Source organism: Plantibacter sp. PA-3-X8 (assembly GCF_003856975.1).
Lineage (GTDB): Bacteria > Actinomycetota > Actinomycetes > Actinomycetales > Microbacteriaceae > Plantibacter > Plantibacter auratus.
On sequence record NZ_CP033107.1, the window covers coordinates 3,698,090 to 3,724,851 of the forward strand.

Annotated in this window: 25 protein-coding genes and 1 pseudogene; 9 read left to right on the forward strand and 17 right to left on the reverse strand. The window is 70.4% G+C overall.

Annotation, left to right across the window (positions count from 1 at the left end; all coding sequences use genetic code 11):
• Nucleotides 1-21: 21 nt before the first annotated feature.
• From EAO79_RS17290 to EAO79_RS17320, 7 genes are read right to left on the reverse strand one after another with little or no spacing between them, the layout of a single operon-like run.
• Entirely contained in the window at nucleotides 22-789 is a 768-nt protein-coding gene (locus EAO79_RS17290) for an SDR family oxidoreductase (protein WP_124769737.1), read from the reverse strand.
• 57 nt (nucleotides 790-846) lie between these two features.
• Nucleotides 847-1,593 carry an SDR family oxidoreductase gene (locus EAO79_RS17295; protein WP_124769738.1) on the reverse strand — a complete coding sequence of 249 codons (747 nt, stop codon included), beginning with the start codon at nucleotides 1,591-1,593 and terminating at the stop codon, nucleotides 847-849.
• Nucleotides 1,590-2,432, reverse strand: coding sequence for a class II aldolase/adducin family protein (locus tag EAO79_RS17300; protein WP_124769739.1), 843 nt, complete (start codon nucleotides 2,430-2,432; stop codon nucleotides 1,590-1,592). Before EAO79_RS17300 ends, EAO79_RS17295 begins: the two co-directional genes overlap by 4 nt.
• Nucleotides 2,429-3,916, reverse strand: coding sequence for a rhamnulokinase family protein (locus EAO79_RS17305; protein ID WP_124769740.1), 1,488 nt, complete (start codon nucleotides 3,914-3,916; stop codon nucleotides 2,429-2,431). Before EAO79_RS17305 ends, EAO79_RS17300 begins: the two co-directional genes overlap by 4 nt.
• Nucleotides 3,913-4,917 carry a 1-phosphofructokinase family hexose kinase gene (locus tag EAO79_RS17310; RefSeq protein ID WP_124769741.1) on the reverse strand — a complete coding sequence of 335 codons (1,005 nt, stop codon included), beginning with the start codon at nucleotides 4,915-4,917 and terminating at the stop codon, nucleotides 3,913-3,915. Before EAO79_RS17310 ends, EAO79_RS17305 begins: the two co-directional genes overlap by 4 nt.
• Entirely contained in the window at nucleotides 4,914-5,699 is a 786-nt protein-coding gene (locus tag EAO79_RS17315) for a DeoR/GlpR family DNA-binding transcription regulator (protein WP_124769742.1), read from the reverse strand. The genes EAO79_RS17310 and EAO79_RS17315 overlap by 4 nt, the downstream gene beginning before the upstream one ends.
• Complete coding sequence (locus EAO79_RS17320; protein WP_164486975.1) at nucleotides 5,696-7,285, reverse strand: FGGY-family carbohydrate kinase; 1,590 nt, start codon at nucleotides 7,283-7,285, stop codon at nucleotides 5,696-5,698. Before EAO79_RS17320 ends, EAO79_RS17315 begins: the two co-directional genes overlap by 4 nt.
• A gap of 132 nt (nucleotides 7,286-7,417) precedes the next feature.
• Here EAO79_RS17320 and EAO79_RS17325 point away from each other — a divergent pair, with 132 nt between their 5' ends.
• Nucleotides 7,418-8,188 carry a DeoR/GlpR family DNA-binding transcription regulator gene (locus EAO79_RS17325; protein WP_124769744.1) on the forward strand — a complete coding sequence of 257 codons (771 nt, stop codon included), beginning with the start codon at nucleotides 7,418-7,420 and terminating at the stop codon, nucleotides 8,186-8,188.
• 55 nt (nucleotides 8,189-8,243) lie between these two features.
• Nucleotides 8,244-9,062 carry a class II fructose-bisphosphate aldolase gene (locus tag EAO79_RS17330; RefSeq protein WP_124769745.1) on the forward strand — a complete coding sequence of 273 codons (819 nt, stop codon included), beginning with the start codon at nucleotides 8,244-8,246 and terminating at the stop codon, nucleotides 9,060-9,062.
• 38 nt (nucleotides 9,063-9,100) lie between these two features.
• Here the strand turns inward: EAO79_RS17330 and EAO79_RS17335 are convergent, their stop codons facing one another.
• The 6 genes from EAO79_RS17335 to EAO79_RS17360 form a co-directional block, all read right to left on the reverse strand.
• Nucleotides 9,101-9,400 (reverse strand): hypothetical protein, encoded by a 300-nt coding sequence (locus tag EAO79_RS17335; protein WP_124769746.1) that lies wholly within the window; start codon nucleotides 9,398-9,400, stop codon nucleotides 9,101-9,103.
• A gap of 123 nt (nucleotides 9,401-9,523) precedes the next feature.
• A complete protein-coding gene (locus tag EAO79_RS17340; RefSeq protein ID WP_056013014.1) occupies nucleotides 9,524-10,519 on the reverse strand; it encodes an ABC transporter substrate-binding protein in 996 nt (331 codons plus the stop codon).
• A 70-nt stretch (nucleotides 10,520-10,589) separates the two neighbouring features.
• Nucleotides 10,590-11,675 carry an ABC transporter permease gene (locus EAO79_RS17345; protein ID WP_079707371.1) on the reverse strand — a complete coding sequence of 362 codons (1,086 nt, stop codon included), beginning with the start codon at nucleotides 11,673-11,675 and terminating at the stop codon, nucleotides 10,590-10,592.
• Entirely contained in the window at nucleotides 11,672-12,433 is a 762-nt protein-coding gene (locus EAO79_RS17350; protein WP_079707372.1) for an ATP-binding cassette domain-containing protein, read from the reverse strand. Before EAO79_RS17350 ends, EAO79_RS17345 begins: the two co-directional genes overlap by 4 nt.
• A 130-nt stretch (nucleotides 12,434-12,563) precedes the next feature.
• Nucleotides 12,564-13,658 carry a class I mannose-6-phosphate isomerase gene (locus EAO79_RS17355; RefSeq protein ID WP_124769747.1) on the reverse strand — a complete coding sequence of 365 codons (1,095 nt, stop codon included), beginning with the start codon at nucleotides 13,656-13,658 and terminating at the stop codon, nucleotides 12,564-12,566.
• The gene (locus tag EAO79_RS17360; protein WP_159879498.1) at nucleotides 13,655-14,692 is read right to left on the reverse strand and encodes a LacI family DNA-binding transcriptional regulator; all 1,038 of its coding nucleotides are present in this window, start codon (nucleotides 14,690-14,692) and stop codon (nucleotides 13,655-13,657) included. The genes EAO79_RS17355 and EAO79_RS17360 overlap by 4 nt, the downstream gene beginning before the upstream one ends.
• Nucleotides 14,693-15,048: 356 nt before the next feature.
• Between EAO79_RS17360 and EAO79_RS17365 the strand changes: the two genes are divergently transcribed.
• From EAO79_RS17365 to EAO79_RS19515, 4 genes and pseudogenes are all read left to right on the forward strand, one after another.
• A complete protein-coding gene (locus EAO79_RS17365) occupies nucleotides 15,049-16,257 on the forward strand; it encodes an HAD-IA family hydrolase (protein WP_124769749.1) in 1,209 nt (402 codons plus the stop codon).
• 225 nt (nucleotides 16,258-16,482) lie between these two features.
• Nucleotides 16,483-17,103 (forward strand): type II CAAX prenyl endopeptidase Rce1 family protein, encoded by a 621-nt coding sequence (locus EAO79_RS17370; RefSeq protein WP_124769750.1) that lies wholly within the window; start codon nucleotides 16,483-16,485, stop codon nucleotides 17,101-17,103.
• A gap of 468 nt (nucleotides 17,104-17,571) precedes the next feature.
• Nucleotides 17,572-18,354: pseudogene (locus EAO79_RS19565) on the forward strand (DUF222 domain-containing protein); the annotation flags it as partial.
• Nucleotides 18,355-18,451: 97 nt separating this feature from the next.
• Nucleotides 18,452-18,796 carry an HNH endonuclease signature motif containing protein gene (locus EAO79_RS19515; protein ID WP_124769751.1) on the forward strand — a complete coding sequence of 115 codons (345 nt, stop codon included), beginning with the start codon at nucleotides 18,452-18,454 and terminating at the stop codon, nucleotides 18,794-18,796.
• Nucleotides 18,797-19,502: 706 nt separating this feature from the next.
• Here the strand turns inward: EAO79_RS19515 and EAO79_RS17385 are convergent.
• Both EAO79_RS17385 and EAO79_RS17390 read right to left on the reverse strand, forming a co-directional pair.
• Nucleotides 19,503-20,996 (reverse strand): mannitol dehydrogenase family protein, encoded by a 1,494-nt coding sequence (locus tag EAO79_RS17385; RefSeq protein ID WP_124769752.1) that lies wholly within the window; start codon nucleotides 20,994-20,996, stop codon nucleotides 19,503-19,505.
• Nucleotides 20,997-21,081: 85 nt separating this feature from the next.
• Nucleotides 21,082-21,774 (reverse strand): nucleoside/nucleotide kinase family protein, encoded by a 693-nt coding sequence (locus EAO79_RS17390; protein ID WP_124769753.1) that lies wholly within the window; start codon nucleotides 21,772-21,774, stop codon nucleotides 21,082-21,084.
• Nucleotides 21,775-21,995: 221 nt separating this feature from the next.
• Between EAO79_RS17390 and EAO79_RS17395 the strand changes: the two genes are divergently transcribed.
• Nucleotides 21,996-22,724 carry an SDR family oxidoreductase gene (locus EAO79_RS17395; protein ID WP_064296395.1) on the forward strand — a complete coding sequence of 243 codons (729 nt, stop codon included), beginning with the start codon at nucleotides 21,996-21,998 and terminating at the stop codon, nucleotides 22,722-22,724.
• A 36-nt stretch (nucleotides 22,725-22,760) separates the two neighbouring features.
• Entirely contained in the window at nucleotides 22,761-23,744 is a 984-nt protein-coding gene (locus EAO79_RS17400) for a LacI family DNA-binding transcriptional regulator (protein WP_124769754.1), read from the forward strand.
• 168 nt (nucleotides 23,745-23,912) lie between these two features.
• Here EAO79_RS17400 and EAO79_RS17405 read toward each other — a convergent pair whose 3' ends face one another.
• Both EAO79_RS17405 and EAO79_RS17410 read right to left on the reverse strand, forming a co-directional pair.
• Complete coding sequence (locus EAO79_RS17405; RefSeq protein WP_124769755.1) at nucleotides 23,913-24,854, reverse strand: linear amide C-N hydrolase; 942 nt, start codon at nucleotides 24,852-24,854, stop codon at nucleotides 23,913-23,915.
• Nucleotides 24,855-24,893: 39 nt separating this feature from the next.
• Nucleotides 24,894-25,445, reverse strand: coding sequence for a GIY-YIG nuclease family protein (locus EAO79_RS17410; RefSeq protein WP_124769756.1), 552 nt, complete (start codon nucleotides 25,443-25,445; stop codon nucleotides 24,894-24,896).
• Between the two features lie 344 nt (nucleotides 25,446-25,789).
• Between EAO79_RS17410 and EAO79_RS17415 the strand changes: the two genes are divergently transcribed.
• Nucleotides 25,790-26,116: a GIY-YIG nuclease family protein gene (locus EAO79_RS17415; protein ID WP_124769757.1), complete on the forward strand. Its 327-nt coding sequence runs from the start codon at nucleotides 25,790-25,792 to the stop codon at nucleotides 26,114-26,116.
• The last annotated feature ends 646 nt before the right edge of the window (nucleotides 26,117-26,762 follow it).

The window sequence follows — 26,762 nt, forward strand, 5'->3', positions numbered from 1 at the left end:
GGTTCGGTGGGTGGGGCTGGCTCAGAGGGCGGTGTAGCCGCCGTCGATGACGAGGCTCTGGCCCGTGAGGTACGAGGAGGCGTCGGACGCGAGCAGCAGGACGAGCCCGTGGAGGTCCTCCGGCTGCCCCATCCGGCCCGCCGGGATGCCCGCGGTCCACTCGGCGGCGAGGTCGGGGTTCGCCTCGGTGAACTCGCGGGTCATGTCCGAGAGGAAGTACCCGGGGGCGATCGCGTTGACCCGGACGCCGGAGGGTGCCCACTCGACCGCGAGTGACGACGCGAGGTGACTGACCGCCGCCTTCGACGCGTTGTACGAGGCCTGGAACTGCGGCTGGTTCACGATGAACGCCGACATCGACGAGATGAAGACCGCTGAGGCGGGCCGACCCGCCGTGATGGCACGACGGGCGAAGGACTGCGCGGCGAAGAAAGTGCCGTCGAGGTTCACGGCGAGCACCTTCCGCCAGGTGTCCGCCGGCACGTCGACACTGTCGCCCCAGATGGTGATGCCCGCCGCGGTCACCAGCAGCGACGGCGCGCCGAGCGCGGCCTCGGCAGCGGCGAAGGCGGCCTCGACGGCAGTGGCGTCGGTGACGTCGACCGTGTGCGCCGAGGTGCGGACGCCGTACTCGGACGCCAACCGCTCGGCCGACTCGTGGACGGTCGGCAGGAGGTCGAGCAGCGCCACCTGGACGCCCTGCGCGGCGAGCGCCCTGGCGATCGAGTAGCCGAGCCCGCGGGCCCCGCCGGTGATGACGGCCGTGCGGCCGTGGAGGTCAGAGAACATGTGCGGTCCTTCGATCGGGGCGGACTGGTGGAGGTGTCGTCGGGCGACGCGAGTCGCTCAGATCTCCTGGTCGGTGGGCAGGATGACGAGGTCGCGGATGGTGACGTGCCGGGGTCTGGTGAGCATGAAGAGCACGGCCTCGGCGACGTCCTCGGAACGGATGCCGGTGCGCGCGGCGATCTGGTCCTCCACGCCTGAGGCCCCCTCGGCGATCCCCCACAGTTCGTTGAGCACCACGCCGGGGGCGACCGCGCCCATCCGCACCCCGGATCCGACGAGGTTCCGCCGGGTGGTGTGGACGAACGACTGCATGGCGTGTTTCGTCGCGGAGTAGACGGGCTCCCAGTGGATGTCCTGGTGCCCGGACACCGAGCTCGTCACCAGCACGTCGCCCGCGCCCTGCTCGACGAGGTGCGGCAGCGCTGCGCGAACCGTCGCCATCGCTCCGAGGACGTTGACGCCGACGAGCTCCTCGATCGCGGTCATCGGGGTGTCGACGACGTCACCGCCGACGTAGAGGCCAGCGTTGGCGAGGACGATGTCGAGGCGTCCGAAGGCGGCGAGCGCCAGGGCGACGGCCTGCTCGGACACGGCGGGGTCGGCGAGGTCACCCGCCAGGAAGACGCTCGGTGTCGGCAGGGCGTCGGCGACGCCCGAGAGTCGCTCGGTGGAGCGTCCCACGAGCACCGTGCGCACCCCGGCAGCGGCGAGCGCCTGGGCGTACGAGCGGCCGATGCCCGAGGACGCTCCGGTGATGATCGCGACCTGCCCGGTGAGGTCGATGGCGCTTGTCGACACGCTCATGTCGTGGTCCTTCCGTGCGCCGCCCCGGCGCGGTCGGTGGTGGATTCCTGCGCGGCGAGCGCGGCTCGACGCAGCAGTTCGTCGGGTCTCGTGTCGATGCGGGCGACGGCCTCGTCGCTCAGGTAGACCGGCCCGCCGGCGGCGAGCGCTCCGAGCAGCACCTGGGCGACCTTCACAGCCATCTCGGTGATCCGGAGGACCTCGGCCGCACTCGATCCGAGGGCGAACATCCCGTGGTTCTGCAGGTACACGACCTTCGGTACCCGGCCGGTCGTTGCGAGCTGCTCGCGCAGCAGGCGGCGGACCGTGCGGGCGAGCTCGAGACCGGGGTCGACGTACGGCACGAGCAGCGGATCGGTGCCGAGGACCACGATCTGGTCGGGGAAGAGCGACCCGCGGGTCAGGGCGTCGGCCGACGGCGAGCACAACAGCGCGTTGACCGGCACGGGATGGGTGTGGCCGACCGCGACGACGCCGGGCAGGTCGAGGCAGACGGCGTGGAGGATCGCCTCCACCGAGGGGCGCCGACCGTTCCCGGCGAGCGCCGCGGCATCGAACAGCGCGGCCACCTCGGCATCCCCGCCCGTGTGCGAGTCGACGAGGTCGAGCACCGGTCCGATCGCGAGACGGACCGCGTCCTCGGTGGTCGCCACGGCCAGGGACGCGCCGCTCGCCTTCACGAGCATCGCCCGAGCACCGTCCTCGGTCAGGAGCAGGGAGGTGTTGCCCTCCGCCAGGAGCGCCCACGCCCGATCGGGACGCCCGAGGTCGCGCGAGAAGGCGACGAAGCGGTCGAGGAGGTCCGTCTCGGTCTCCGGTTGGTCGATGCGGTCGGTCATGTCGGTGTCCGCTCATGGTCGTGGTCGTCGCGGTCGTCCTGGCCGTCCTGGCCGTGCCGGTAGACCGTGTCGAGTGACGGTGCGTGGCCGGCCGCGACGAGTTGCACGGCCAGATTGCCGAGCGCCGAGGCCTCCGCAGGACCAGCGGTGACGGGAAGACCGGTCCGTGCCGCCGTGCGGGCGCACAGGAGCCGGTTGCGCGATCCGCCGCCGACGATGCGGACCGAACGGATCGTCACCCCGGTGATCGCCTCGCAGGCCCGGACCGTCTCGGCGTAGGCGACCGCGAGACTCTCGACCACGCTGCGCACGACGTCGCTCCGTCCCCCCGGTGGACGCTGTCCGGTCTCCCGGCAGAGGGTCGCGATCCGTTCCGGCATGTCACCCGGGACGAGCAGCCGGGGGTCGGCGACGTCGAACACGGCGGGCGTGACGTCCGTGGCTGCGTCTCGTTCCAGCTCCGACACGGCCGCCACGAGTTCGACGAGGTCGACCGCGCTGCCGTCCTCGGCGGACCAGGCGCGGGCGCACTCCGTGAGCAGCCACATCCCAGCCAGGTTGCGGAGGAGCAGTGAGGATCCGGCGACACCGGCCTCGTTCGTGAAGCCGGCGGCCCGCGCGCGCTCGGTGAGCACCGGCGCCGGCAGACACACCCCGACGAGGGACCAGCTGCCACTCGAGACGAGGAGCTCCGCGCCGTCCGGGCGGGCGAAGGCGAGGGCTGACGCGGTGTCGTGCTCCGCGACGCGGTGGACGGGGATCGGCACGCTCGACCCGAGACGCGCGGTGACCTCCGGCGTCGTCGGGCCGGCGACCGTCCCCGGTGCGACCACCGGCGGGAAGTCGAAGCCGTCGAGACCCCAGCGACGGATGAGCTCCGCCGCCCAGTCGCCGGTGCCCTGATCGAGCAGCTGCGTCGTCGAGGCGATCGTGCGCTCCGCTCCGACGACGCCCGTGAGCAGCCACACCCAGAGGTCCGGGACGAGCAACACGGTCGGGCGATCGCCGTCGGCGCGGCGCGCTTCGAGCTCCTCGGCGCGGGACCGCAGCTGATACGAGGTGTTGATGGTCTGCTCCAGCACGCCGGTCACCGAGTAGGCCGTCACGGCGTCGACGAGCATGGCGGCACGGGCCGGTCCATCAGCGTCGGCGCCGCGGTGATGCAGCACGGTCGGGAACGCCGTACCGGTGCCGACCCCCACGAGTGCGATGTCGACGCCCCAGCTGTCGACCCCGATCCCGTCGAGCACGCCGCCGGCGGCCGCTGCGATCCGGACGGCCTCCGCGAGCCCGACGATGGTCTCCTCGAACAGGCGCTCCGCATCCCACCGGAGTCGACCGTCCTGCATGATCGGGCCGTTCGGGAACCGGTGTACCTCGGTGAGTTCCAAGCGGCCGTCGGCCCAGCGCCCGAGCATGACGCGACCGCTCGACGCACCGAGGTCCACGGCGGCGTGGAAGCGTGGAACGGTCTGATCGGTCATGGCGTCGTCGCCTCGTCGTGTGGCGGCGTCGCCGGTTCGCTGAGCGGCGTCGTCGGGTCTGGATCCTGGACGGCGACCGGTGTGGTCAGCGCCTCGAGGGAGGTGAGGATGGTCGTCGCGCTCGACACGGCGAGTGCACCCCAGGCGGCGGCCGAAGCGACCGCCGCCGCCGGATCGTCCCGTCCGTCCTCGCCGTGGAGTCCGACGAGGAATCCGGCCAACGAGGCGTCGCCGGCACCGGCCGTGTTCACGACCGTGGCTGCGACGTGCGCGTGCCACAAGCCCGCCGCCGTGCGGAGGAGCGCTCCGTCGGCCCCCATGCTCACGTAGACGAGGTCGCAGCCGGCACGATGCAGTTCGTCGGCGGCGGAGGCGACATCACCGATCGTCAGCAGCTCACGGCCGGTGAGCTCGGCGAGCTCGTGCGCGTTCGGCTTGAGCAGGTGGACGAGGTCGAGGTTCGCGACGGCGGTCTCGAGCGCCGCACCCGCGGTGTCGACGGCCACGCGCGCTCCCCGGTCACCCGCCTGACGGAGCAACTGGAGGATGTCGACGAGGCCGGTGCCGCCCTGGACCGTCGGGATCGTGCCGGAGAGGACGAGCCAGTCCGCGCCGATCCGGTCGATCTCGGCCCCGGCGGTCGCGACGACGGCGGCCCAGTCCTCGGCACGCAGCGGGATCGCCGGTTCATTGACCTTGGTCGTCCCGGTCGCGGCGTCGAGGATGGTCGTGTTCACGCGCGTCCGACCGTCGGTCGGGACCACGGCGAGCAACGTGCGGAGTGCCGGGTCGTCGGCGAGGATCCGTCCGTCCGCACCCATCGGCACCACCGCACGGACCGGGAGCGGCGAGAGGGTGACGGCCCGCGCGACGTTGACGCCCTTGCCGCTCAGCTCGGTGGACACGCCCACCGCCCGGTTGACGTCACCGAGTCGCAGCCCGTCGACGCGGTAGGTCTGGTCGATCGCGGCCGCCGGCGTGACCGTGACGATGCCGCTCATGCGTCCGCCCCGACCGTCTCGACGCGGACGCCGGTCGCGAGGAGGGCGTCGAGGGTCGGTTCGTCGACGCCCTGATACACCACCGCCACGTCGAGACGAGCGGCCGGGACGGAGGCCGCGAGGCCGTCTGCGCCGAACGTCGCCGGGTCGCCCAGGAGGATCGTCGTGGAGGCCAGCTCGACCGCCGAAGCGACGACCGCAGCCTCCTCCGGCGAGGCGTGGAGCAGTCGGCCGTCCGCGGAGACACCGAGCGCCTCGACGACCGCGACGTCGAGGCGGAGGCCGGCGAGCTGCTCGCGCGCCCAGGCGCCGGTGAGGACGCCGCGCCCGTCCGCCGTCCCGCCGACGAGGTGGACGACGGCCGATTCCTCGGCAGCGGCCGCGGCCAACGCCACCGGCACCGAAGCGGTCACGATGACGGTCCCGGCGGTCGTGGCGAGACCCGCGGCGAGCGCCTCGCAGGCCGAGCCCGCGCCGAGGAAGACCGCTGAACCCGGGTCGACCACGGTCAGCGCTTGCGCCGCGAGCGCACCGGACACCCCGGAGTCCTGGCCCGGGTCGAGGTCGACCCGCACCGCCCCGCCGTGCGCGCGTCGGAGGCGTCCGTCGAGTTCGAGGACGCGGAGGTCGCGCCGGATCGTCTCCTCGGTCACGCCGAGGTCCACTGCGAGCACGCCGACCTCGACCCGCCCGTCCTGGTCGAGTCGGGTGAGGATCTGCCGACGCCGGTCGTCCACCGGGCTGGACGTGGCCGTCCCGCGGCCTCCGATGGACGCGCTCATCGTTCCACCCCGGCACGGTCGTCGCGTTCGGACGCCGAAGCGTCCGGGCTCGACTCCTCGGCCCGCCGTCGCCACCAGGGGCCGATGGCCTCGACGAGCTCGTCGAACGCGGTTCCGACCCCGGCCCAGTACGCGGCCGAGGCGTCCGTCGGCAGGACGGCGGGTGCGTGTCGGACGACGTCGCGCTGGGCTTGTTCCACCGACGGCAGCAGTCCGGTGGCGACCCCGGCGACGATCGCGGCGCCGAGAGCTCCGGCCTCCTCGGAGTCGACGACCGTCACGGGTGCTCGTAGCGCGTTGGCCACGAGTTGTACGTACAGCGGTGACCGCGCGAGGCCGCCGCCGAGGACGATCGGCTCGTCCCACCGGAACCGTTCGCCGAGCGCACGGGTGTGCCAGCGGTGCATGAGCACGATGCCCTCGAGGGCTCCGCGCAGGACGTGTGCCCGGGTGTGCCAGTCGCGGACGCCGGCGAGGGTGGCCGACGCTTCGGCGCCGAGCGGGGAGTCCGATTGGAAGGGCAGGACGAGCGGCACCTGCTCCTCCGGAGGGAGTGCTGCGGCCTCGGCGATCAGCGCGTCGCGGCCGGTGGCGTCGGCCACGCCCAGGAGCCGGAGCGTCCAGTCGAAGGAGGGCGATGCCGTCGCCGAGGTCGACATCGCGATCCGCAGGTCCGGGGTGATCGAGAGGCGGGACTGCCACCGCGGGTCCACGTCGGGCTGAGTCGTCGTCACGCCGTTGGTGCTGAACGAGCCGGCCACGAGGGCGAGCCGCCCGGGGACGAGCGCTCCCATGCCGATCGACGAGGCCTGCACGTCGTGGAGTCCCGACACGACCGGTGTCCCGGCGACGAGGCCCGTGACCGCGGCGGCCGCCGGCAGCACCGACCCGACGATCGTGCCGCTCGGGTTGATCGGCGGCAGCAGACGGAGCAGTTCGGCGGGCAGGCCGTAAGCGTCGAGGACCTCGGCGCTCCAGCTGGCGGTCCCGACGTCCAGGAAGGAGGCGCAAGCGTCGGAGTAGTCGGTGGAGATCTCGCCGGTGAGCCGCAGGCGGACCACGTCCTTGCAGAAGAGCATCGCGGCTGCCCGCTCGACACGCTCCGGGTCGTGGCGGAGCAACCAGCGGAGGAGGTTGCCGGCGGCGCCCGGCGTCGGCAGCTGTCCGGAGCGTTCGAGCACCACGCGCAGCCGGTCCGGGTCAGCCGCGAGCTCGGCGGCCTCGACGTGCGCCCGGGAGTCCATCGCCGTGATGGCCGGGCCGACCGGCGCTCCCTCGGCGGTCACGAGGTGCAGGCCGTCGCCGTGGCCGGTGATCCCGACGGCGGCGACCAGGGTCGGATCGACACCCGAGGTCGCCATCACCTCCGACACCGCATCGGCGACCGCGGCCCACAGGGCGTCCTGCGACCGCTCGGCGTGCCGGGCGGCCGGGCGGTCGACGGGGCTCGCGCGCCGAGCGACCGCGACCGGCAGCAACCGCTCGTCGTGCAGGACGGCCTTGACGGCGGTCTGCCCGACGTCGATCCCGAGCAGGAACCGCGACCCCGACTCGTGGGGTGCGCTGTGCGGCCCGTGCTCAGCCATCGGCGGCCTTCCGTTCGTCGTCATCGTCGTCGTCGGGTGCGCCCGATCATGTTGATCTTCGCACCGATCCCACCGAATCGGAAGGGATATCGGACAGATTCGGATACGCTGGCCGCACCGGACGGAGCAGTCATGTACCCAGCAGAGCGTCACGCCGCGATCCTCGCGGGTGCCCGCGACGGCGACGGCGCCCTGTCGGTCGCCGAGCTGAGCAGCCGACTCGGCGTCACACCGGAGACCATCCGTCGCGACCTCGCCGTCCTCGAGCGACAGGGGCTCATCCGCCGCCACCACGGTGGCGCGGTCCTCGCCCGGCGACCCGCGTTCGAGCCCAGCCTCCAACGACGCCGCGAGGGCGAGCGCATCGAGCGCGCCGCCGTCGCCCGGCTCGTCGTCGAGCAGCTCCCCGAGGAAGGGGTCGTCCTCCTCGACTCCGGTGCGATGACCCTCGAGGTCGCCGCGCTCCTCCCCCACACCAGCCGACTCCTCGTGGTGACGAACAGCCTGCCGATCGTCGCCCTGCTCGGTGGCCGGCCGCGACTCACCGTGCTCGCCCTGCCCGGGCGGGTCCGCGCCGTCACCCAGGCGACCGTCGGTGCGTGGACCGTCGAACGGCTGTCGGGGCTCCACGCAGACGTCGCCGTCCTCGGCGCCAACGGGGTGGGGCTCACCTCGGGCGCCACGACGACCCTGCCCGAGGAGGCCGAGGTGAAGCGGGCGATGCTCGGCATCGCCCGACGACGCATCCTCGCCGTCACCGCCGCGAAGTTCGGCACCACCTCGTTCCACCGAGCCGCGGGACTCGACGAGTTCGACCAGATCGTGACCGACGACGGGCTCGACCCGGACACCGTCGACGCGCTCGCCGAAAGCGGTCCCGAACTGCTGCTGGCCACCACCTGACCAACCCCACCGGCACCGGGCCGATCGTCCCACGTGCACCCCGAGAGGAACCACCATGACGCTCGTCTCCACCGCCGCGCTCCTCGACGCACAGCGCGCCTTGCTCGCCTTCAACGTCGTCCAACTCGAACACGGCGAGGCCATCCTCCGCGGCGCGGAGCTCGCGGGCCGCGGCGTCATCCTGCAGGTCTCCGAGAACGCGGCGAAGTACCACGGCGGCCTCGCGCCGATCGGGCTCGCGAGCCTGGAGCTCGCACGCGAGACCGGCACCGCGACCGCCGTACACCTCGACCACGCCGAGGACGAGGCGCTCGTCGAGGAGGCGGTACGGCTCGGATTCACCTCGGTCATGTTCGATGCGGCGACCCTCCCCGACGAGGAGAACCGCGAGCGCACCGCAGCGGTCGCCCGCGCGGCTCAGGCGCAGGGCGTGTGGGTCGAGGCGGAACTCGGGGCGATCGGCGGCAAGGGCGGCGCACACACGCCCGGCGTCCGGACCGACCCCGGTGAGGCCGCGGCGTTCGTCGCGGGCACCCGCGTCGACGGCCTGGCGGTCGCGGTCGGCAGCTCGCACGCGATGACGTCGCGGAGCGCGACCCTCGACTTCGGCCTCATCCGCGAACTCGCGGCAGCCGTCCCCGTCCCGCTCGTCCTGCACGGTTCGAGCGGCGTGAGCGACGAGGACCTCGTGCGGGCGGTGGACGCTGGCATGCGCAAGATCAACATCTCGACCCACATCAACGGCGTCTTCACCCGAGCCGTCCGTGAGCGCCTCGACGCGGACCCGTCACTCGTCGACCCGCGGAAGTACCTCGGCCCGGCGCGCGACGCCGTCGCCGCCGAGGTCGCGCGGCTCCTCACCCTCGTCGCATAGGACTCGTCGCCGACCCGACCGTCAGTCGATCGAGTCGTTCACAACCAGTGGACGATGTCCGGGTCCAGACAGACCCCGCCGAGGCCCTCGGTGGTGGTGACGCCGTCCGCGAACCGGATCACCACGGCCCGTCCCTCCATACGCACGTACTCGGCCCGGAGCCCGAGTCGGAACGGGACGTCGGTCGACGCGGTGGCCGCACGGCTCGCGCGTTCGGGGACCGTGATGACCAGGCGGTGGGCTCGCCCCGCTGTATCGACGACCTCGGCCTCGATCCGTCCCGGAGCATCGTCGGACAGCCGGCGCACCGCGGTCGCCGCGACGATCACCTGGGTCATGTCGCGATTCTCGCACCCCGTGGAGGGTGGCGTCGAGGCGGAGCTGCCGGACGCAGCGCGACGGCGCCGGAGCCCGAAGCTCCGACGCCGTCGCGGTCTGGTGGTGCGGGGTGGCCTGAGGGCCTAGCCGCACTTGGACTGGTAGACGGCATCCTTCGCGTCGCCGTCGACGTTGTCCTTGGTGATGATGGTGAAGCCGGTCTCGATCTTGGCCTCGACCTTGTCACCGTTCAGTGCGGCGATCGCCTGGGCGACGCCGTCCTTGCCGATGGTGGCCGGCTCCTGAGCGACGAGCGCCTGGACGGTGCCCTCCTTCAGCTGCTTGACCTGGGCGGGACCCGCGTCGAACCCGACGATGGTGACCGAGTCCTCCTTGCCGGCCTGCTTGACACCGGTCGCGGAACCTTCGGCCGCGAACAGGTTCGCTGCGAAGATGCCCACGATGTCGGGGTCCTTCTGGAGCGCCGCGGTCACGATCTCGGCAGCCGTGGACGGCTCGTTGTGGCTGTACTGCACGCCGAGGTCGGTGAACTTGTCATCGCCCTTCACCGCTTCCTGGAAGCCCTCAGCACGGGCGTCCGTGGTCGAGATGCCGGGGTCGACCGAGACCACGAGGACCTTGCCGCCCTCGGGGTGCGCTTCCTTGATCGCGTCGAACGCCGCAGCGCCGCCGCCCTTGTTGTCGCTCGAGATCTGCGAGACCGCGAACGACGGGTCGTCGACGGTGGTGTCGACGAGGACGACCTTGATGCCCGCGTCGGCCGCAGCCTTCAGCGGTGCCTCCATGGCCTTCACGTCGGTCGGGGCGACGAGGATCGCGTCCGGCTTCGAGGCGACGACCGAGTCGACGAGCGGCTTCTGCAGCGTCGGGTCGAACTTCTCCGGACCCTGGGTCGTGACCGTCGCGCCGGCATCCTTCGCCGCCGATTCGATACCGCACTGCATCGAGATGTAGAACTCGTCGCCTGCGACGCCCTGGATGAACGCGATCTTGTAGCCGTCGGAACCTGCGCCTGCGCTGCTGCCGCCCGAGCTCGCGCCACCGGAACAACCGGTGAGCATGAGGCCTGCCGACGCGCCGAGCGCGAGGACTCCGAGAACTGACTTCTTCCACTTCATTGTGATTACCCGTTTCTCTTGAACTGCTGGACTACTGGGATGGTGCGGGGGTGTTGATCTGTGTAAGGGGTTATTTCTTCTTCCTGCTGACGAGGGCTCGCCAGAAGCTCGTGGACCCACCGCGGGCTGCGGAGGAACGGCGGACCTGGTCGACGTAGACGGCCAGGATGAGGACGGCGCCGACCGCGACCTGCTGCCAGAAGGGCTGCACGCCGGTGATGACGAAGCCGTTCTGGAGGACGGCGGGGATGAACAGACCGACGACGGTGCCGAAGATCGTCCCGTAGCCGCCGAAGAGCGAGGTGCCACCGATGACGACCGCGGCGATGACGTTCAGGTTCGTCTGCGACTGACCGGCGATCGCGGTGGTGCCGAACTGCGACAGCGACAGGATGCCGGCGAGACCCGCGAGGCCTCCGGAGATCGCGTAGATGCGGATGAGGTGACGGTCGACCTTCACGCCGACGCGTCGTGCCGCCTCCTCGCTCGAGCCGACCGCGTAGGTGTACAGGCCGAACTTCGTCTTGTGGAGGACGAGCGCACCGATGATGACGACGACGAGGGCGATGACCGAGATGATCGGAACCGCGCCGAAGATGTTGCCGTACCCGATCGAGTCGGTGAGGACCGACGGCACCTCGCGGATGTCGACACCGCCGGTGAGGATCTGGGCGAGGCCGAGCGCCATGCCGAGGCTACCGAGGGTGACGATCAGCGGCGGCACCTTCGCCTTGGAGATGAGGATGCCGTTGAACGTGCCCCAGAGGATGCCGACGCCGATCGAGACGATGATGCCGACGATCGCGGTACCCCAGTCGTCGCCGCCCATGGCCCGCATCGTCGTCGCGGACACGACGCCCGAGAAGACGAGGACGGATCCGATCGAGAGGTCGATGCCGGAGGTGATGATGACGTAGGTCATGCCGACGCCGAGCACCGCGAGGATCGAGGCGTTCTGCACGACGAGCCGCAGGTTGGACAGCTGCGCGAAGGTGTCGGGCGCGATCGCGGAGAAGATCGCGATGACGACGAGGAGGACGATGAAGATCTGGAAGGCCTGCGCCTTGAAGAGCTTCCTGATCGGGGTCTCCCGATCCTTGGCCGTCTCGATGGCGGTCGTCTCCGGCCCCATCTCGGCCTGCTTCACCGCGCTCATGCGACGTTCCTCGTGCTGGCACCGGTCATGAGACCGACGAGTTCTTCCATGTTCGTGTCCTTCGTGTCGACCGTCGCCGCGCGGTGGCCGAGCCGCAGCACCTGCACGCGGTCGGACACCTCCATGACGTGCGGCATCGAGTGGCTGATGAAGACGACCGCGATGCCCTTGTCGCGCACCCGGCGGATCGTCTCGAGCACGTTCTTCGTCTGGCGGACGCCGAGGGCGGCCGTCGGTTCGTCGAGGAAGACGACCTTGTTGGCCCAGTGCACCGCGCGGGCGATGGCGATCGCCTGGCGCTGCCCACCGGACATCGCGCCCACCGGGTCGGTGAGTGAGCGGACGGTCGCGCCGAGTTCGTCGAAGGCGTGCCGCGACTGCTTGCTCATCTCCTTGACGTTCATGAGCCCGAGCAGCCCGCCGAGGCCCGGCCGCATGATCTCGCGGCCGAGGTAGACGTTCTGCACGGGGTCGAGGTGGGGCGCGAGGGCGAGGTCCTGGTAGACCGTCTCGATGCCGAGCGCGCTCGACTGCATGGGAGAGGTGAGGGTGATCGGTTCGCCTTCGAACTTGATCACGCCGCTGTCGACCGCGAGGTTGCCGGAGAGGGCTTTGACCAAGGTGGACTTGCCCGCTCCGTTGTCGCCGATGAGGGCGGTGACCTCGCCGGGGTAGACCTCGAAGTCCGCTTCGTCGAGGGCGCGGACGTGCCCGAACTGCCGGGTGAGGCCTCTGGCCTCCAAGACGGGAGTCGTCATGTCGTTCTCGTTCCTTTCCAGCCGGCCCCGGTGGACGGGTCCGGCGTGTGGTGGCTGTCGTACCGCCGTTCGGGGCGGTGGTGTGTGGTGAGCTGCTGCGTGATCGTGGGTCCTGCGTCGAGGGGTGGCGTCATCGGATGCCTCCCGATGCGAGGGTCGCCGGCCAGCCCACACCGGGGCCGGCGGCTAGCACGGTGCCGGAACCACTGACGGTCCAGGGCCCGAACCCGGCCGGGACGGCGAAGACCTCTCCGGCGGAGAACTCGACGGCCTCGGCGCCGGTCTCAGAGACCAGTGCGCCTGCGCCGGTGAGCGCGAGGGCCACCGAGAAGCCGGCGTCCACGGGTGCGCTGCCATCGGTGCCAGGCGTCACGGCGAAGAGCTGGAAGTAGGGGTCGGCGGCCGCGGGCAACAGCGACACCGGCGCGTCCGTCCGGGCGTCGAGGTCGTGCAGCACGACGAGGTGTTCGATCTCGGACTGCGGGAGTGCCGTCGTCGACACCGCGCCCATCACGGTCTCGAATCCGAGGCCGAGGTGGGACTCGTCGCGCGTCGAGGTCGTGACCGACCACTCGAGGAGGATGGAGAGGTCGGTCGGTTCCTGCACCTCCGCGAGGAAGATGCCGCCGTCGATCGCGTGGGCCGTGCCGGCCGGGACGAGGATGCCCATGCCGCGCTCGACGACGGTCCGGTTCATGTGCGACAGCATCCACTCGCTGTCCTGGGCGTCACGACGACGGTCGAGTTCGTCGGGGTCGACGTCCTCGCTCCATCCGAGGTGGACGGCCGAACCGGGCTCGGCGTCGAGGATGAACCAGGCCTCCGTCTTGCCGTAGGCGCAGTCGAGGTGGGAGGCGGCGAACGCCCGATCCGGGTGCACGTGGACGGGGAGCCGCTGACGCGCGTCGAGCAGCTTGACGAGGATGCCGGTGTCGGCGGCGTGGGTGCCGTGGTCCGGTCCCGCTCCGGTCCAGTGCGCGGGTTCGGCCGCGACGAGGTCGCGGAGGAGGACGCCGTCGACGGAGCGGGCGAGGCCGATGGCGCCGCCGGGCTCCTGGTCGGCGCGGCTCACGGTCGCCCCGAGCCACTCCTCCGGCTGGAACTCGCTCTGCTGTTCGATGCCGCGCAGGCCGGCGATGCGGTCGCCGCCGCGGTAGAAGTGCTCGATGAGGTTCGGCGCGAGTCGCGTCGGCTGGGCGAGCCTCGTGGGCTGGGTCGTGCTCATGCTGCTGGTCCTCCGACCATGCTCGTGGTGGACGCGGTACGCGCGTCCACGGTGTGACGCTGTGCCGGGCCGGGGATCTCCCCGGAACCACGCGACACCAGCGAGGTCGGGACGACCCACTCGCGCGGCTCGTCGGCCGGTGATTCGCGCAGTTCGAGGAGTCGCTCGATCGCGGCGGTACCGATGACGAACGGATCCTGGTTGATGCAGCTGACGGCCGGTCGCAGGACGTCGGCGAGGGTGAAGTCGCCGAACGCGATGTGCGCCGTCCCCTCCCGCCCGATGCGGTGCAGGGAGGTCGTCAGACCGATCGCCGCCTTCGCGTTCGACGCGAAGAAGGCGGTGGGCGGATCCTCGAGTCCGAGCAGGCGCTCCGTCTCGGCGGCGTAATCGAGCGAGCCGTCGATGGTCCAGGAGACGAGCGACGGGTCGAGGTCGATGCCGGCCTCGGCGAGGACGTCGGTGTAGCCCTGGTAGCGCCGACGGATGGTGAGGAAGCGTTCGTCCCGGTCGTAGAAGGCGATGCGGGTGTGGCCGAGCTCGACGAACTGGCGGATCGCGAGCTGGGTGGCGGCGTAGTCGTCGACCACGACGCTGTCGAAGGCGGCGAGCGGACGGTCGACGGCCACGACTGGCGTCACGTTCCGGAACGCCTCGAGGTAGGGCAGCTCCGCGGCGACCGGGGCGATGATGACGCCGGCGACCTGGTGGCCGGCGATGAACCCGGTCAGCTGGTCGCGTTCGCGCCCCTCGTCGAGCCCGGTGCTCGCCACGAGGACGCTGAGGCCCTCCTTGAGCGCGCGGGCCTCGATGGCGCTCACGAGCGAGGCGAAGAACGGGTCGGCGAGCGAATCGATGAGGACGCCGATCGCGCCACCGGTGCCGGACTTCAGAGAACGGGCGGCCGTGTTGGGCACGTACCCGAGGCGATCGATCGCCTCGAGCACGCGGCTTCGGGTCTCGGGGTGCACGGACGGTTCGCCGTTCACCACCCGCGAGACGGTCTTGATGCTGACGCCGGACTGCGCAGCCACATCCTTGATCCCGGGCGGCCGCATCAGCGGGTCCCCCTGACGGGAAGCGGAACGGGTCGGACATCGCAGCCGGTCCGGAGCGACGGGACGTGCGCACGTGTCCGGATCGGACTGGTCGCGGTGATCGCGGGGTTGCAGGTGCCCATGGGCTCCACCTCCTGACAGCGTTGTCATCGGTCGGGGTGGTGCAGCTGCAGAACCCCGTCGTTCCTTCGTGCGCCTATACTGACCGCAGACCGACAACGTTGTCAAGCAACGTTGTCTGAAAGAGATCAAATTCATTTGGAACTCGCATCGAAGAGGCGTTCAGACCCCTCGGATGCGGGTCGCCACCCCGGAATCATCGAGGAGTCAGCGTGATCGTCGTCGTCGCAGGAGCAGCCGGAAGCGGCAAGACCACCCTTGGACGTGAGCTCGCCCGGGCCCTCCGACTCCCGCTCCTCGACCTCGACACCATCACCAATCCGTTGCTCGACGGTCTCGGTGCGGTGAGCGATCCAGACGGCACCGAACCGCTCCACTGGAACGACGCGAAGCTGCGCCCGACCATGCGCCCGGCACGGTACGCGGCCCTGCGAGCGGTCCTCGCCGACCAGCGCGACAGTGGCGTCGGCGCAGTACTCGTCGCACCCTTCACCGCGGAGCTCCGTGGCGGCGCCGAATGGGACGCGCTCGTCGAGGCGGCCGGGGTCGTCCCGAAGGTCGTCTGGCTGCACGCCGATGCCGCCACGCTCGCGGCTCGCCGCGCCGAACGCGGTGCCGAGCGGGACACACACATCGTCGACCCGTCCACCGACACCCCACCCGCCATCGAGCACCTGTCGATCGAAGCCGCGTTGTCAACCTCACAGCAGCTCGCCGCCGTCCAACGCGCGCTCGGTCTGGGACGGACCATCGAAGCCTCCGCCCCGATCTTCGACCAGGTCTTCGCCGCCGGGCTCTTCGACCTCGACGGGACCCTCATCGACTCGACGCCGGCCGTGAACCGGTCGTGGGCGCAACTCGCCCGCGAGTACGGACTCGAGGGCGACCTGCTCGCCGCGGGACACGGTCAGCCCGCTGCCCAGGTGCTCGCCGCGATCTTCCCGCCCGAGCAGGTCGCCGAAGCACTCGCGCGGATCATCGAGATCGAGGCCGACGAGGTCGCCGACGTCATCGCGCTCCCGGGGGCGGCGGAGGCGCTCGCGGCGCTGGGTGACGACGCGAAGGCGATCGTCACGAGCGGCACGAGGCTCATCGCCGGCAATCGGATCGCCGCCGCCGGGCTCGTGCGGCCGGAGGTCGTCGTGACCTTCGACGACGTCACGAAGGGCAAGCCGGACCCCGAACCGTTCCTGCTCGGCCGCACCCGGCTGGGCATGGAGTCGCAGGCGTGCCTCGTGTTCGAGGACGCACCGGCCGGGCTCGCCGCAGCGCGCGCCGCCGGCTGCTGGACGGTGGGCATCGCGGGGACGCACGAGGCGCACGAACTCGATGCGGACCTCGTGATCGACGGCCTCTTCCAACTGCGGCTCGAGCCGGTCGCCGAGGGCGGGTTCCGACTCGTCCCGGCTTCGCTCGGCTGAGCGGCAGCCCGATGCAGGGGCCTGTCGACGGGCCTCCGAGTACCCTCCCCACCGCACGTCGACAACCGTGCACCTTCGCTCCCTGAGCCTGTCGAAGGGCCTCCGAACCCCTCCTCGATCGTGACGACTACCCCACGACGACGGCTCGTTCTCCGCCGCCGCCTCGGGCGGTTGCGATCCCCCTTGCCTTGCATCTGAAATAACACTGCTAACATATCGACTGCCATGTCGACCGTCGAAAACGCCCCCTCGCGCCAATCCCTCCGCTTGTTCTCCGCACTCGCAATAGCCGCGGCGTGGTTCGCCCTGTGGTGCCTGACCCCGGGCATCACCGGCCGAGGCCCCGTGCGTCTCCTGGTGCAGGAGGACACCGTCGTGGTGTTCCTCGAGTCCCTGATCGCCGGCCTCCTGGTGATCGCCATCGCCATCCTGCAGCGCACCCACACCCGTGAACTCTTCGCACCGTCCCGGCAGCGGTTCCTGTACGTCATCCCGGTCGTGCTCGCACTCGCGTTGCCGTTGCACTACGAGCTCGAGTTCCCCGTGCTGCTCTACATCTTCTGGATGACCGTCTCGGTGTTCTGGCAGGACTACCTGACCTTCGGACTCCTGCAACGCCATCTCGCCGCGCGCTTGCCGTCGCGCGCGGTCATCCCCGCCGTCGCCGTCCTGTTCGCCCTCGGACACGTCATCCTGCTCCCCGACAAGTTCGGGCTCGTGCCGAGCCCGCTCCCCGCACTGAGCATGCTCGCGCTCGGCCTCCTGCTCGCGTGGCTCCGTCACCGGTTCACGACGATGCACCTCATCCTGACGCTGCACCTGTCGTTCTACTTCGTCTTCGCGTGAGGTCAGGCCGCACGCCCGAACGCGACCATCGGCGAGCACCTCGACCGACTTGACGACCGCGTCATCGCCGGTCCCTGAGCTTGTCGAAGGGCACCCCGAGTGGGCGCCAGGTGTCGGATAAATACGCAGATCAGGGTCCGATTCGGTGCGCGTTCGAATGTCAGTGGTCCGTGTTTGGATGGATCCATGACCAGCCCCGCACCGAACCCGCTCGCCGCCGCCGCGGCCGGGTTCGATGCGGTCTGGCAGGGCGCGCTCGATGCGATCCGTCCGGGCTCGGGTGTCGCGGAGCAGCTCGAGAACATGAACGACGAGGCGGTCCTCCGGGTCCTGGACGAGCTCGGTGCCGTGCAGCATGCGGTCGAGGTCCTCGCCGCCCGCGTCGTCGGCGCGATCGCGTTGCGCCCGTCGCCTTCCCGCCGCGACGGCACGCTCGTGCGCGCCGCTGGTTACGCGAACCCGGGTGTCATGGTGTCCGAACGGTGGCGGGTGGCACGCGCCCGCGGCGCGGCGATCGCCGAGGTCGGTGCCGCGATCACCCAGCCGCGCGGGCTGCTCGGCGAGTTGGAGGAATGCCCGTTCCCGGCGGTCGCTGCCGCCCTCGAACCGGCACCCGGTTCCGACGCCACAACCGCCCAGGCCGACGGACCCAGCGGGTCATCCTCGTCGGCCACCACGGATGGTGACGCGTCCACTGCCCTCGGCAGCCCACGCTCACCCCTCAGCGTCGACGGTGCCGCGGTCATCGTCCGCGAGCTCCGCAACGCCGGCCGCATCTGCAGCAGAGGCGAGCTCGAGGCGGCGTCGGTCATCGCCATCGAGCACGCCGCCCACACGCCCCTGCACGACGTCACCCGCATCGCCAAACTCGTCCGCACCCGCCTCGACCAAGACGGCCGCGAACCCCGCGACGAACTCCTCCGCCGAGCAGAACGCTGCACCATCCACGAACTCCCCACCGGCATGACCCTCCTCCGCGCCGAACTCGCCCCAGAAAGCGCCGCCTTCATCCGCGCCGGCCTCGACGCCCTCATCGGCGCCACCCACCACAAACCCCACTTCACCCACCCCGACACGGCCGACCCCGCCCACCAACCCGACGGATCCGGTCACCCCATGCCCGACGGACCCACGCTCATCCCCACCGACCGGCGACGCGCCATCGCCCTCACCGAGACCTTCCGACACCTGGCCGGCTGCAGCAGCGCCGCCACCGAACTCACCCCCGTCACCGTCATCATCCGCACCGACCACGACACCCTCGAAACCGGCCTCGGTGCTGCCACCATCGACGGCATCGACGAACCCATCGGCCCCGGCGCCCTCCGCCGACGCCAACCTCATCCCCATGATCCTCAACGGACCATCCCAAGTCCTCGACCTCGGCACCAGCACCCGCCTGTTCACCCGCGGACAAAAACTCGCCCTCGCCGAACGCGACGGCGGCTGCGCCTGGACCGGCTGCACCCACCCACCATCCTTCACCGAAGCCCACCACATCCGATGGTGGTCCCAAGGCGGCCCCACCAACCTCGACAACGGCATACTCCTCTGCCCCTTCCACCACCACCGCATCCACGACGACCACTGGACCATCACCATCCAAAACGGCATCCCCTGGTTCATCCCACCCAGCCACATCGACCGCCACCAAACCCCCATCCGAGGCGGACGCCTCCACCTCGCCGCCTGAACCCGGGGCACCCCTCTGCCTGCACACCTGCCTGCCCTTCGACAAGCTCAAGGACCGACACGGGAACCACCCTGCCTCGGACACGCTCAGCGACCGACGCTGTATTCGACAACCCGGCCATCCCGGTCCCTGAGCTTGTCGAAGGGCACACGAACAGCCGTTGAACCTGCCCTTCGACAAGCTCAGGGACCGAAACCGGAACCACCCTGCCTCGGACACGTCCAGCGACCGACGCCCTACTCGACAACCCAGCCATCCCGGTCCCTGAGCCTGTCGAAGGGCACACGAACAGCCGTTGAACCTGCCCTTCGACAAGCTCAGGGACCGAAACCGGAACCACCCTGCCTCGTACACGCTCAGCGACCGACGCCCTACTCGACAACCCAGCCACCCCGGTCCCTGAGCCTGTCGAAGGGCACACGAGCGACCACCTGCCCTTCGACAAGCTCAGGGACCGAGACGGAAACCACCATGCCTCGGACACGCTCAGCGACCGACGCCCTACTCGACAACCCAGCCACCCCGGTCCCTGAGCCTGTCGAAGGGCACGCGAGCGACCACCTGCCCTTCGACAAGCTCAGGGACCGAGACGGGAACCACCATGCCTCGGACACGCTCAGCGACCGACGCCGACCTCGACAACCCGGCCACCCCGGTCCCTGAGCCTGTCGAAGGGCACACGAGGCACCGCCCGACCGCCGCAGGGTCACCCCGCGGCGACGACCTCTTCCACCGCCACCCGCGCACCGACGGCCGCCAGCCGCGCGCGCGCCGCGATGAACGCCTCGCGCAGTCGCGCGTCAGATCCGAGGTCGCCGAACACGACCTCCAGGTCGAGGAACGCGCCGGGGCGCTCCGCCTCCTGCGCGACGGCTGCCTGCAACTCGGCCAACCGCCGGTCGACCGGGGCAAGCTCCCGCCCGTCGTCACCGACACCCTCGATGAACCGACTCCACGCTGCGAGGACGAGCGCCGAGCGCGCGATCCCGCCGCCGGTCCGCAACTGCTCACGGACCACCGGGAGCAGGAACTTCGGGATGCGCTCCGAGCCGTCGACGATCTGCCGCGCCAACGTGTCCTTGATCGCCTCACTGCCGAACCGGCGCATCAGCTCTGCACAGTACGCGTCGATGTCGATCCCCGGGACCGGCGCGAGCGTCGGCCTCGCCTCCTCGTGCATGTACCCGAGGAGGAACCGCGAGAACAGCTCGTCACGGCAGACGTCGTGCACGTACGTCTCCCCCGCCAGCAGCCCGAGGTAGCTCATCGCCTGGTGGGAAGCGTTCAACAACCGGAGCTTCATCAGCTCATACGGCTCGACGTCCTCCACGAGCTGCACGCCCACCTGCTCGTACGGCGGACGGCCGTCCGAGAAGTCGTCCTCGAGCACCCACTGCTCGAACGACTCCGAGAGCACCGGCCAGCGGTCGTCGATCCCGAACCGCTCGGAGACGAACGCGCGCTGCTCGTCCGTCGTCGCCGGCGTGATGCGGTCCACCATCGAGTTCGGGAACCGCACCTCGGCACCGATCCAGACGGCGAGCGCCGGGTCGATACGCTCGGCGAACGCGAGGATCGCAGTCCGGGCGACGTGCCCGTTGCCCTGGATGTTGTCGCACGACATGACCGTGAACGGAACGGCACCGGCGTCGCGTCGGGCACGGAGGGCCGCCGTGATGAACCCGAGCGGGCTCTGCGGCAGCGCCCCCGCCGGCAGCCCGTCGAGGTCCGCGAGCGTCGCACCGTCACTCGGCTCGAACGCGCCGGTCGCATCGTTCACCCCGTAGCCGCCCTCGGTGATCGTGAGGGACACGATCCGCGTCGATGGATCGCCCACCCGCGCGAGGACCGCTCCCGGGTCGTCGGGAGCGAACAGGTACTCGACGATCGACCCGACGACGCGCGCCTCGATCTCGCCGTCCGGACTCGTCGTCACGAGCGTGTAGAGCCGGTCCTGAGCGCCGAGCGCGTCCCGCATGGCGGCGTCACCGGGCAGTGTGCCGACGCCGACGAGCCCCCAGGACGCGTGTTCGTCGCCGGGAAGCCCGAGCACGCGGTCGACGAACATCGCCCCGTGCGCACGATGGAAGGCGCCGACCCCGAAGTGGACGATGCCGGGTCGGATGGCCGAGCGGTCGTAGGCGGGGACGGCCACCTGCTCGTCGAGAGCGGTGAGGGCGGCGTCGGAGAGCTGGGTCATGTGGTGCCTTCTCGTCGGTGAGCGGGTTCCGGGTGGTGCAGGTCGAGGGTGGTGCAGGTCGAGCGTGCTGCGGCTGCAGGGTGGATCAGGCGCCGTGGGTGGATTCGGTCTCCACCGGCGTCGACGCGTCGAGCGTGACGATGCGGGTGGCACGCTGCTTGGTGGCGTCGACCAGGCGGGCATTCGGCTCGTCGACGCCGAGCACCCAGGCTTCGGCCTCGTCGAGCGGGTGGCCGTGACCGAGGCGTCGGGCGATGAGTCGGTCGCGGCGCACCTCGTCGTCCACGTCGACGTACCAGGACTCGTCGAGATGCGCGGCGACACTTTGCCAGCCGTGATCGTCGAACAGGAGGTAGTTGCCCTCCGTGATCACCAGCGGCACCTCGGGGCGGACGAGGACGGCACTGCCGATCGACGCCTCGAGCGAGCGGTCGAACCGGGGTGCGTAAATCGGTGTGCCCGGAGAATCGGCGGTGCGTCCAGCACGCGCGAGGCGGGACAGCAGTGCGACGTAGCCGTCGACGTCGAAGGTGTCGGGCGCGCCCTTGCGGCCGCGTCGCCCGAGGCGGACGAGCTCGGCGTTGTCGAGGTGGAAGCCGTCCATCCCGACGATGACGGCCTGGTCGCCGAGCGCCGCGGCGATCGCGTCGCTCACGGTCGACTTACCCGCTCCGGGCGCACCGACGATCCCGAGGATCCGGCGGGACCCGGTGGCGGCGAGCGAACGGGCGTGATCGATGAGGCCGTCGAGGTCGGTCCCGATCGTGATGCCGCTCATCGTGATGCCTGACCTCTCCTGGGAGCCGACCGGTCGCGGACGCGCCGTCGCCCGACTCACGGTAGGTCCAGGCGATGCGTGTGTCAACACCAGATGTCACCGGTGTCATGATCTGCTGGTGAAATCCATGTCACGGGTGACATGGCTGCGATTCCGTGGTTATGATGCTCCCGACCCGGTGCACCGACGCACGGGCCTCATCACATCGATCGGACCACCTCATGACTGACTTCAACGGCCGCACCATCCTCGTCACGGGAGCGAGCGGCGGCATCGGCGGCGCGACCGTCCGCCACCTCGTCGCAGCGGGCGCGCAGGTGATCGCCTCCGGTCGCAACGTCGAGCACCTCGACGCCATCGCCGCCGAGACGGGCGCCGAACCGCTGCCCTTCGACCTCACCTCGGAGGACAGCATCCGCGACGCGATCGAGGGACGCGACATCTGGGGCGTCGTCAACTCCGGCGGTTGGGGCGGCGAGATCGCCTCCCCACAGGAGACCGACATCGACGTGTTCGACAAGGTCATCAGCATCAACGCACGCGGGTCGCTGCTCGTCACCAAGTACGCGTCCCGCGAGATGATCCGCCAAGAGCGCGGCGGGGCGATCGTCAACGTCTCGAGCCAGGCGAGCCTCGTCGCACTCTCCGGCCACATCTCCTACGGCTCGTCGAAGGCCGCGCTCGACAACATCACGCGGGTCTCGGCCCTGGAACTCGGGAAGTACGGCATCCGGGTCAACGCCGTCAACCCGACGGTCGTGATGACGCCGATGTCCGCCTGGTACTGGGGCCGCCCCGACATCGAAGGCCCCTTCCTCGAGGCGATGCCGCTCGGCAAGTGGGCCACCGAGGACGACATCGCCGGCCCGATCACCTTCCTGCTGAGCGACGCCGCCGGCATGATCTCGGGCGTCTCGCTGCCGATCGACGGCGGCTACACCGCGCGCTGACCCGATCCGGCAGGACCGAACGGGAGGGACCCGAGCATGGCCACGATGCGCCAGATCGCCGCAGCCGCCGGCGTGAGCGCGAAGACGGTCTCGCGGGTCTTCAACGACGACCCGCACGTCCTCCCGGCGACCCGAGAACGGGTCGAGTCGATCATGCGGGAGCTCGACTACGTGCCGAACTCCCTCGCGACGGCGTTCCGCTCGGGCCGCCCGTCGGTCATCGGGGTCGCCGTCCCCGACATCGTCGACCCGTTCTTCGCGGAGATCGCGCGTGCGGTGGAGCGGACGGCGCGCGATCACGACATGTCGACGCTCGTGACGAGCCTCGGCGACGACCCGGACCGCGAGCGCTCGGTCCTCGAGCCGATGCTCCGGCGTCAGCTGGCCGGGGTGGTGCTCGCGCCGATCAGCGACGACCAGAGCTCGCTGAGTGCATGGGCGTCGCGGACGCCGTTCGTGTTCGTCGACCGCGCGCCAGGCGGGCTCGCTGCCGACGCGTTCACGCAGGACGACTTCGGTGGGGCGTTCACGGCGACGACCCACCTCGTCGAGCACGGCCACAGCCGGATCGGTTTCGTCGGCGACGAGCTGGCCCTGCCGACGACCGCCCAGCGGCTGCGCGGGTACCGGGCGGCACTCACCGAAGCCGGGCTGCCCGCCGACGAGGAGCTCATCGCCCTCGGTGCGGCGACCCGCGAAGGGGCGGCGCGTGCGCTGGCGGCGATCGACTCGCAGGCGACTGCTCTCTTCTCGTCGAACGCCGTCTGCACGATGGCGTTGCTACCCGCACTCGCCGAGCAACCGCTCCCACTCGTCGCGTTCGGCGACTTCCCCCTGGCCGAGCTCCTGCGACCGTCGGTGTCCGTGATCACGCAGGACCCGGAGGCCCTCGGCCGACTCGCTGCGGAACGGATCATCGATCGCCTCGACCGCCCCGACGCGCGATACCGCCGGAGCACGGTCCTCCCGGTGCACCTCGTCGAGCGCGACTCCTGTCGGGTATCGCCTGCGGTGCTCTGAGCCGTCGGCTCCGAGCCGCCCCGGTCGGGCCCTGACATCCCCGGTCCCTGAACCATCCCGGTCCCTGAGCGATCCCGGTCCCTGAGCCTGCCCGGTCCCTGAGCCTGTCGAAGGGCGCACGCGAACGCCCCGAAGACTCGACCGGCTCGGGAACCGAAACCGGCCGGCCTAGTAGCTCAACGTCGCCGGCGCGAGCTCCGCGGTCTGGTCGCCGACGCGGCTCGGGTCGCGCGGGTCGAGGCGACGGACCTCGCCGACGTCCGCGAGTTCGTCGAGCTCGATCCAGAAGATGTTCGGACTCCGTGTCGAGCCGAAGTAGTAGACCAGGTTCGTGAGGTCGGCACCGGCGCGCCACCAGGTCGGGTACACGTCGCCCGTCGAGTACGGCGCGCCGTACGGCACCGACACGTTCGCGATGAGCTGGAAGACGCCCGCGACCGCCTCGACGGTGTCCGCCGGCTCCGGCAGGTAGTGGAGGAAGTAGGAGGCGCGCACGAACCGGTCGACCGAGGTGATGTCGCCGGGAGGCGGCAGTTCACCGCCGAACAGCCGGTAGCGGTCGCGGTTGGCGAGCTGCTCGTCGAGGCTCGGCGAGTTCGCCATCACGGTGAACTCGCGGCCGTGGTGGACGACGAGCCGGCCGTCGATCGGCTCGATGATCGCCGAGTCACCCGAGGCGTCCTCGATCGCGATGTGGATCCCCATCTGCAGGCCGCGGAACATCGGGGACGTGATGCGGACGGTGTCGATGTCGGCGATCGCTTCGGCGACCGAGGCGTAGCTGTCGAGGAGGTACTGCACCCACAGCGCGTTCGAGACCGTCGGACGGCCGTCGGGCTCGGCGAACGTCACGTCCTCCGGGTCGAGGTAGAGCGCGTGTGCTCCGAGGCCCGCCGTGTTCAGGCCGTCGACGGTCCCCATCCCCCACATGCTCGTGACGACACTGCCGTACCGGGAGGTCCACCGGTGCGAGGTGGCGTCATCCGTGCCACCTCGGTCGGTACCGCTCGGGACGAACCACAGCTCGGGTTCGTCGCTCTCCGACCAGTCCATGCAGCGGCTGACCGTCTTGGCGACCGCGTTGTCGTTCCAGAAGATTCGAGTGCACACGCGCTGAGCGTACCCCGCGCGTGGTGCCCACCGGAGGGGCTATCGCCCACGCAGTGCGGCCGCCTCACTGAGCCAGCGGCTGTAGAGGTCCCAGGGGTCGACGTCGCCGGCGACCGAGGCGATGTGGGCGAGCAGTCGGGGCGACCCCGTGAACCATTCGGAGCGTTCGAGGCGCTCGCGGGCGAACTGTTCGTGACGCGCACGCTCGACGTGCCGGTCACCGCGTTCGAGCGCGAGCAGTTCGTCATGCCAGATCGCGGCGAACCGCTGGCGAGGGTTCGTCGTGGTGCCGATCTTCACGCGGTCGCCGTGGCGGAGGTAGTAGACGACGTCGATCCGCGGCCGGGCGAGGTCGTCGTCGGGCACGTCGCCATGCCGCCACTCGCACGTGGCGCACAACCACGCGGACGGGTAGTGACGGCCGAGCCGCGAGCCGCACATGATGCACGGCGACGGCAGGGCGTCGACCACACCCCAACGGCGCTCCGCCCAGTCGGCGGCGAGGGCCAGGTGATCCTCGCAGAGCGTGACAGGCGCGTCGACCGGTGCCGCGGCGTCGCACCCGGGTTGTACGCATCGTCTGTGGGGCATCTCCCGAGTGTCCCCCACCCCGCCGACACCGACCTCCAACCCCGGTCCCTGAGCCTGTCGAAGGGCACACGGCAAAACCCCAACCCTTCGACAAGCTCAGGGACCGAACGATTGCGCCGGCAGGGACCGGCTGGGTGAGCGAACAAACGACCGACTCCAACCCCGGTCCCTGAGCCTGTCGAAGGGCCAACGGCAAAACCCCGCCCTTCGACAAGCTCAGGGACCGATCGGGCGAAGCGGCAGGGGCGAGCGAAGGTCCTCCACAACTCCCCCATGATCCGAGAGCGTCCACCGTCGGAGGTCAGCGCAGACCGACAGGATCGAAGTCCTGCGAGGCTTCCCGGATGCCCCACGTCTACATCCTCAAATGCGCCGACGGATCCTTCTACACCGGCAGCACCATCGACCTTGCTCGACGAGTCGCCGAGCACATGGACGGCCTCGGAGCGACCTACACCCGCGAGCGACTGCCCGTCACACTCGTCTGGTCGGCCGAGTACGACCGCGTGGACGACGCGTTCTTCATCGAGAAACGTCTTCAGGGGTGGAGCCGGGCGAAGAAGCAAGCAGTGATCGACGGGCGGTTCGACGACCTCCCGCGTCTCAGCTGCTCGCGGATCACCGCATGGCGCGATCCAGAACCCGGAACGGACCCGGTGGCCGGTCCCTGAGCTTGTCGAAGGGCACACGAACAGAGCCCACCCTTCGACAAGCTCAGGGACCGAACGGTTGGGCTGGCAAAGGACCGGCTGAGTGAGCGGACAGGGACCGACCGTTCAGAAACGACCGAATCCGACCCCGGTCCCTGAGCCTGTCGAAGGGCACACGGACAGAGCCCGCCCTTCGACAAGCTCAGGGACCGAACGGTTGGGCTGGCAAAGGACCGGCTGAGTGAGCGGACAGGGACCGACCGTTCAGAAACGACCGAATCCGACCCCGGTCCCTGAGCCTGTCGAAGGGCACACGGACAGACCCCACCCTTCGACAAGCTCAGGGACCGAACGGTTGGGCTGGCAAAGGACCGGCTGAGTGAGCGGACAGGGACCAACCATTCAGAAACGACCGACTCCGACCCCGGTCCCTGAGCCTGTCGAAGGGCACACGGACAGACCCCACCCTTCGACAAGCTCAGGGACCGAACGGTTGGGCTGGCAAAGGACCGGCTGAGTGAGCGGACAGGGACCGAACGTTCAGCAACGATCGACTCCGACCCCGGTCCCTGAGCCTGTCGAAGGGCACACGGACAGACCCCACCCTTCGACAAGCTCAGGGACCGAACGGTTGGGCTGGCAAAGGACCGGCTGAGTGAGCGGACAG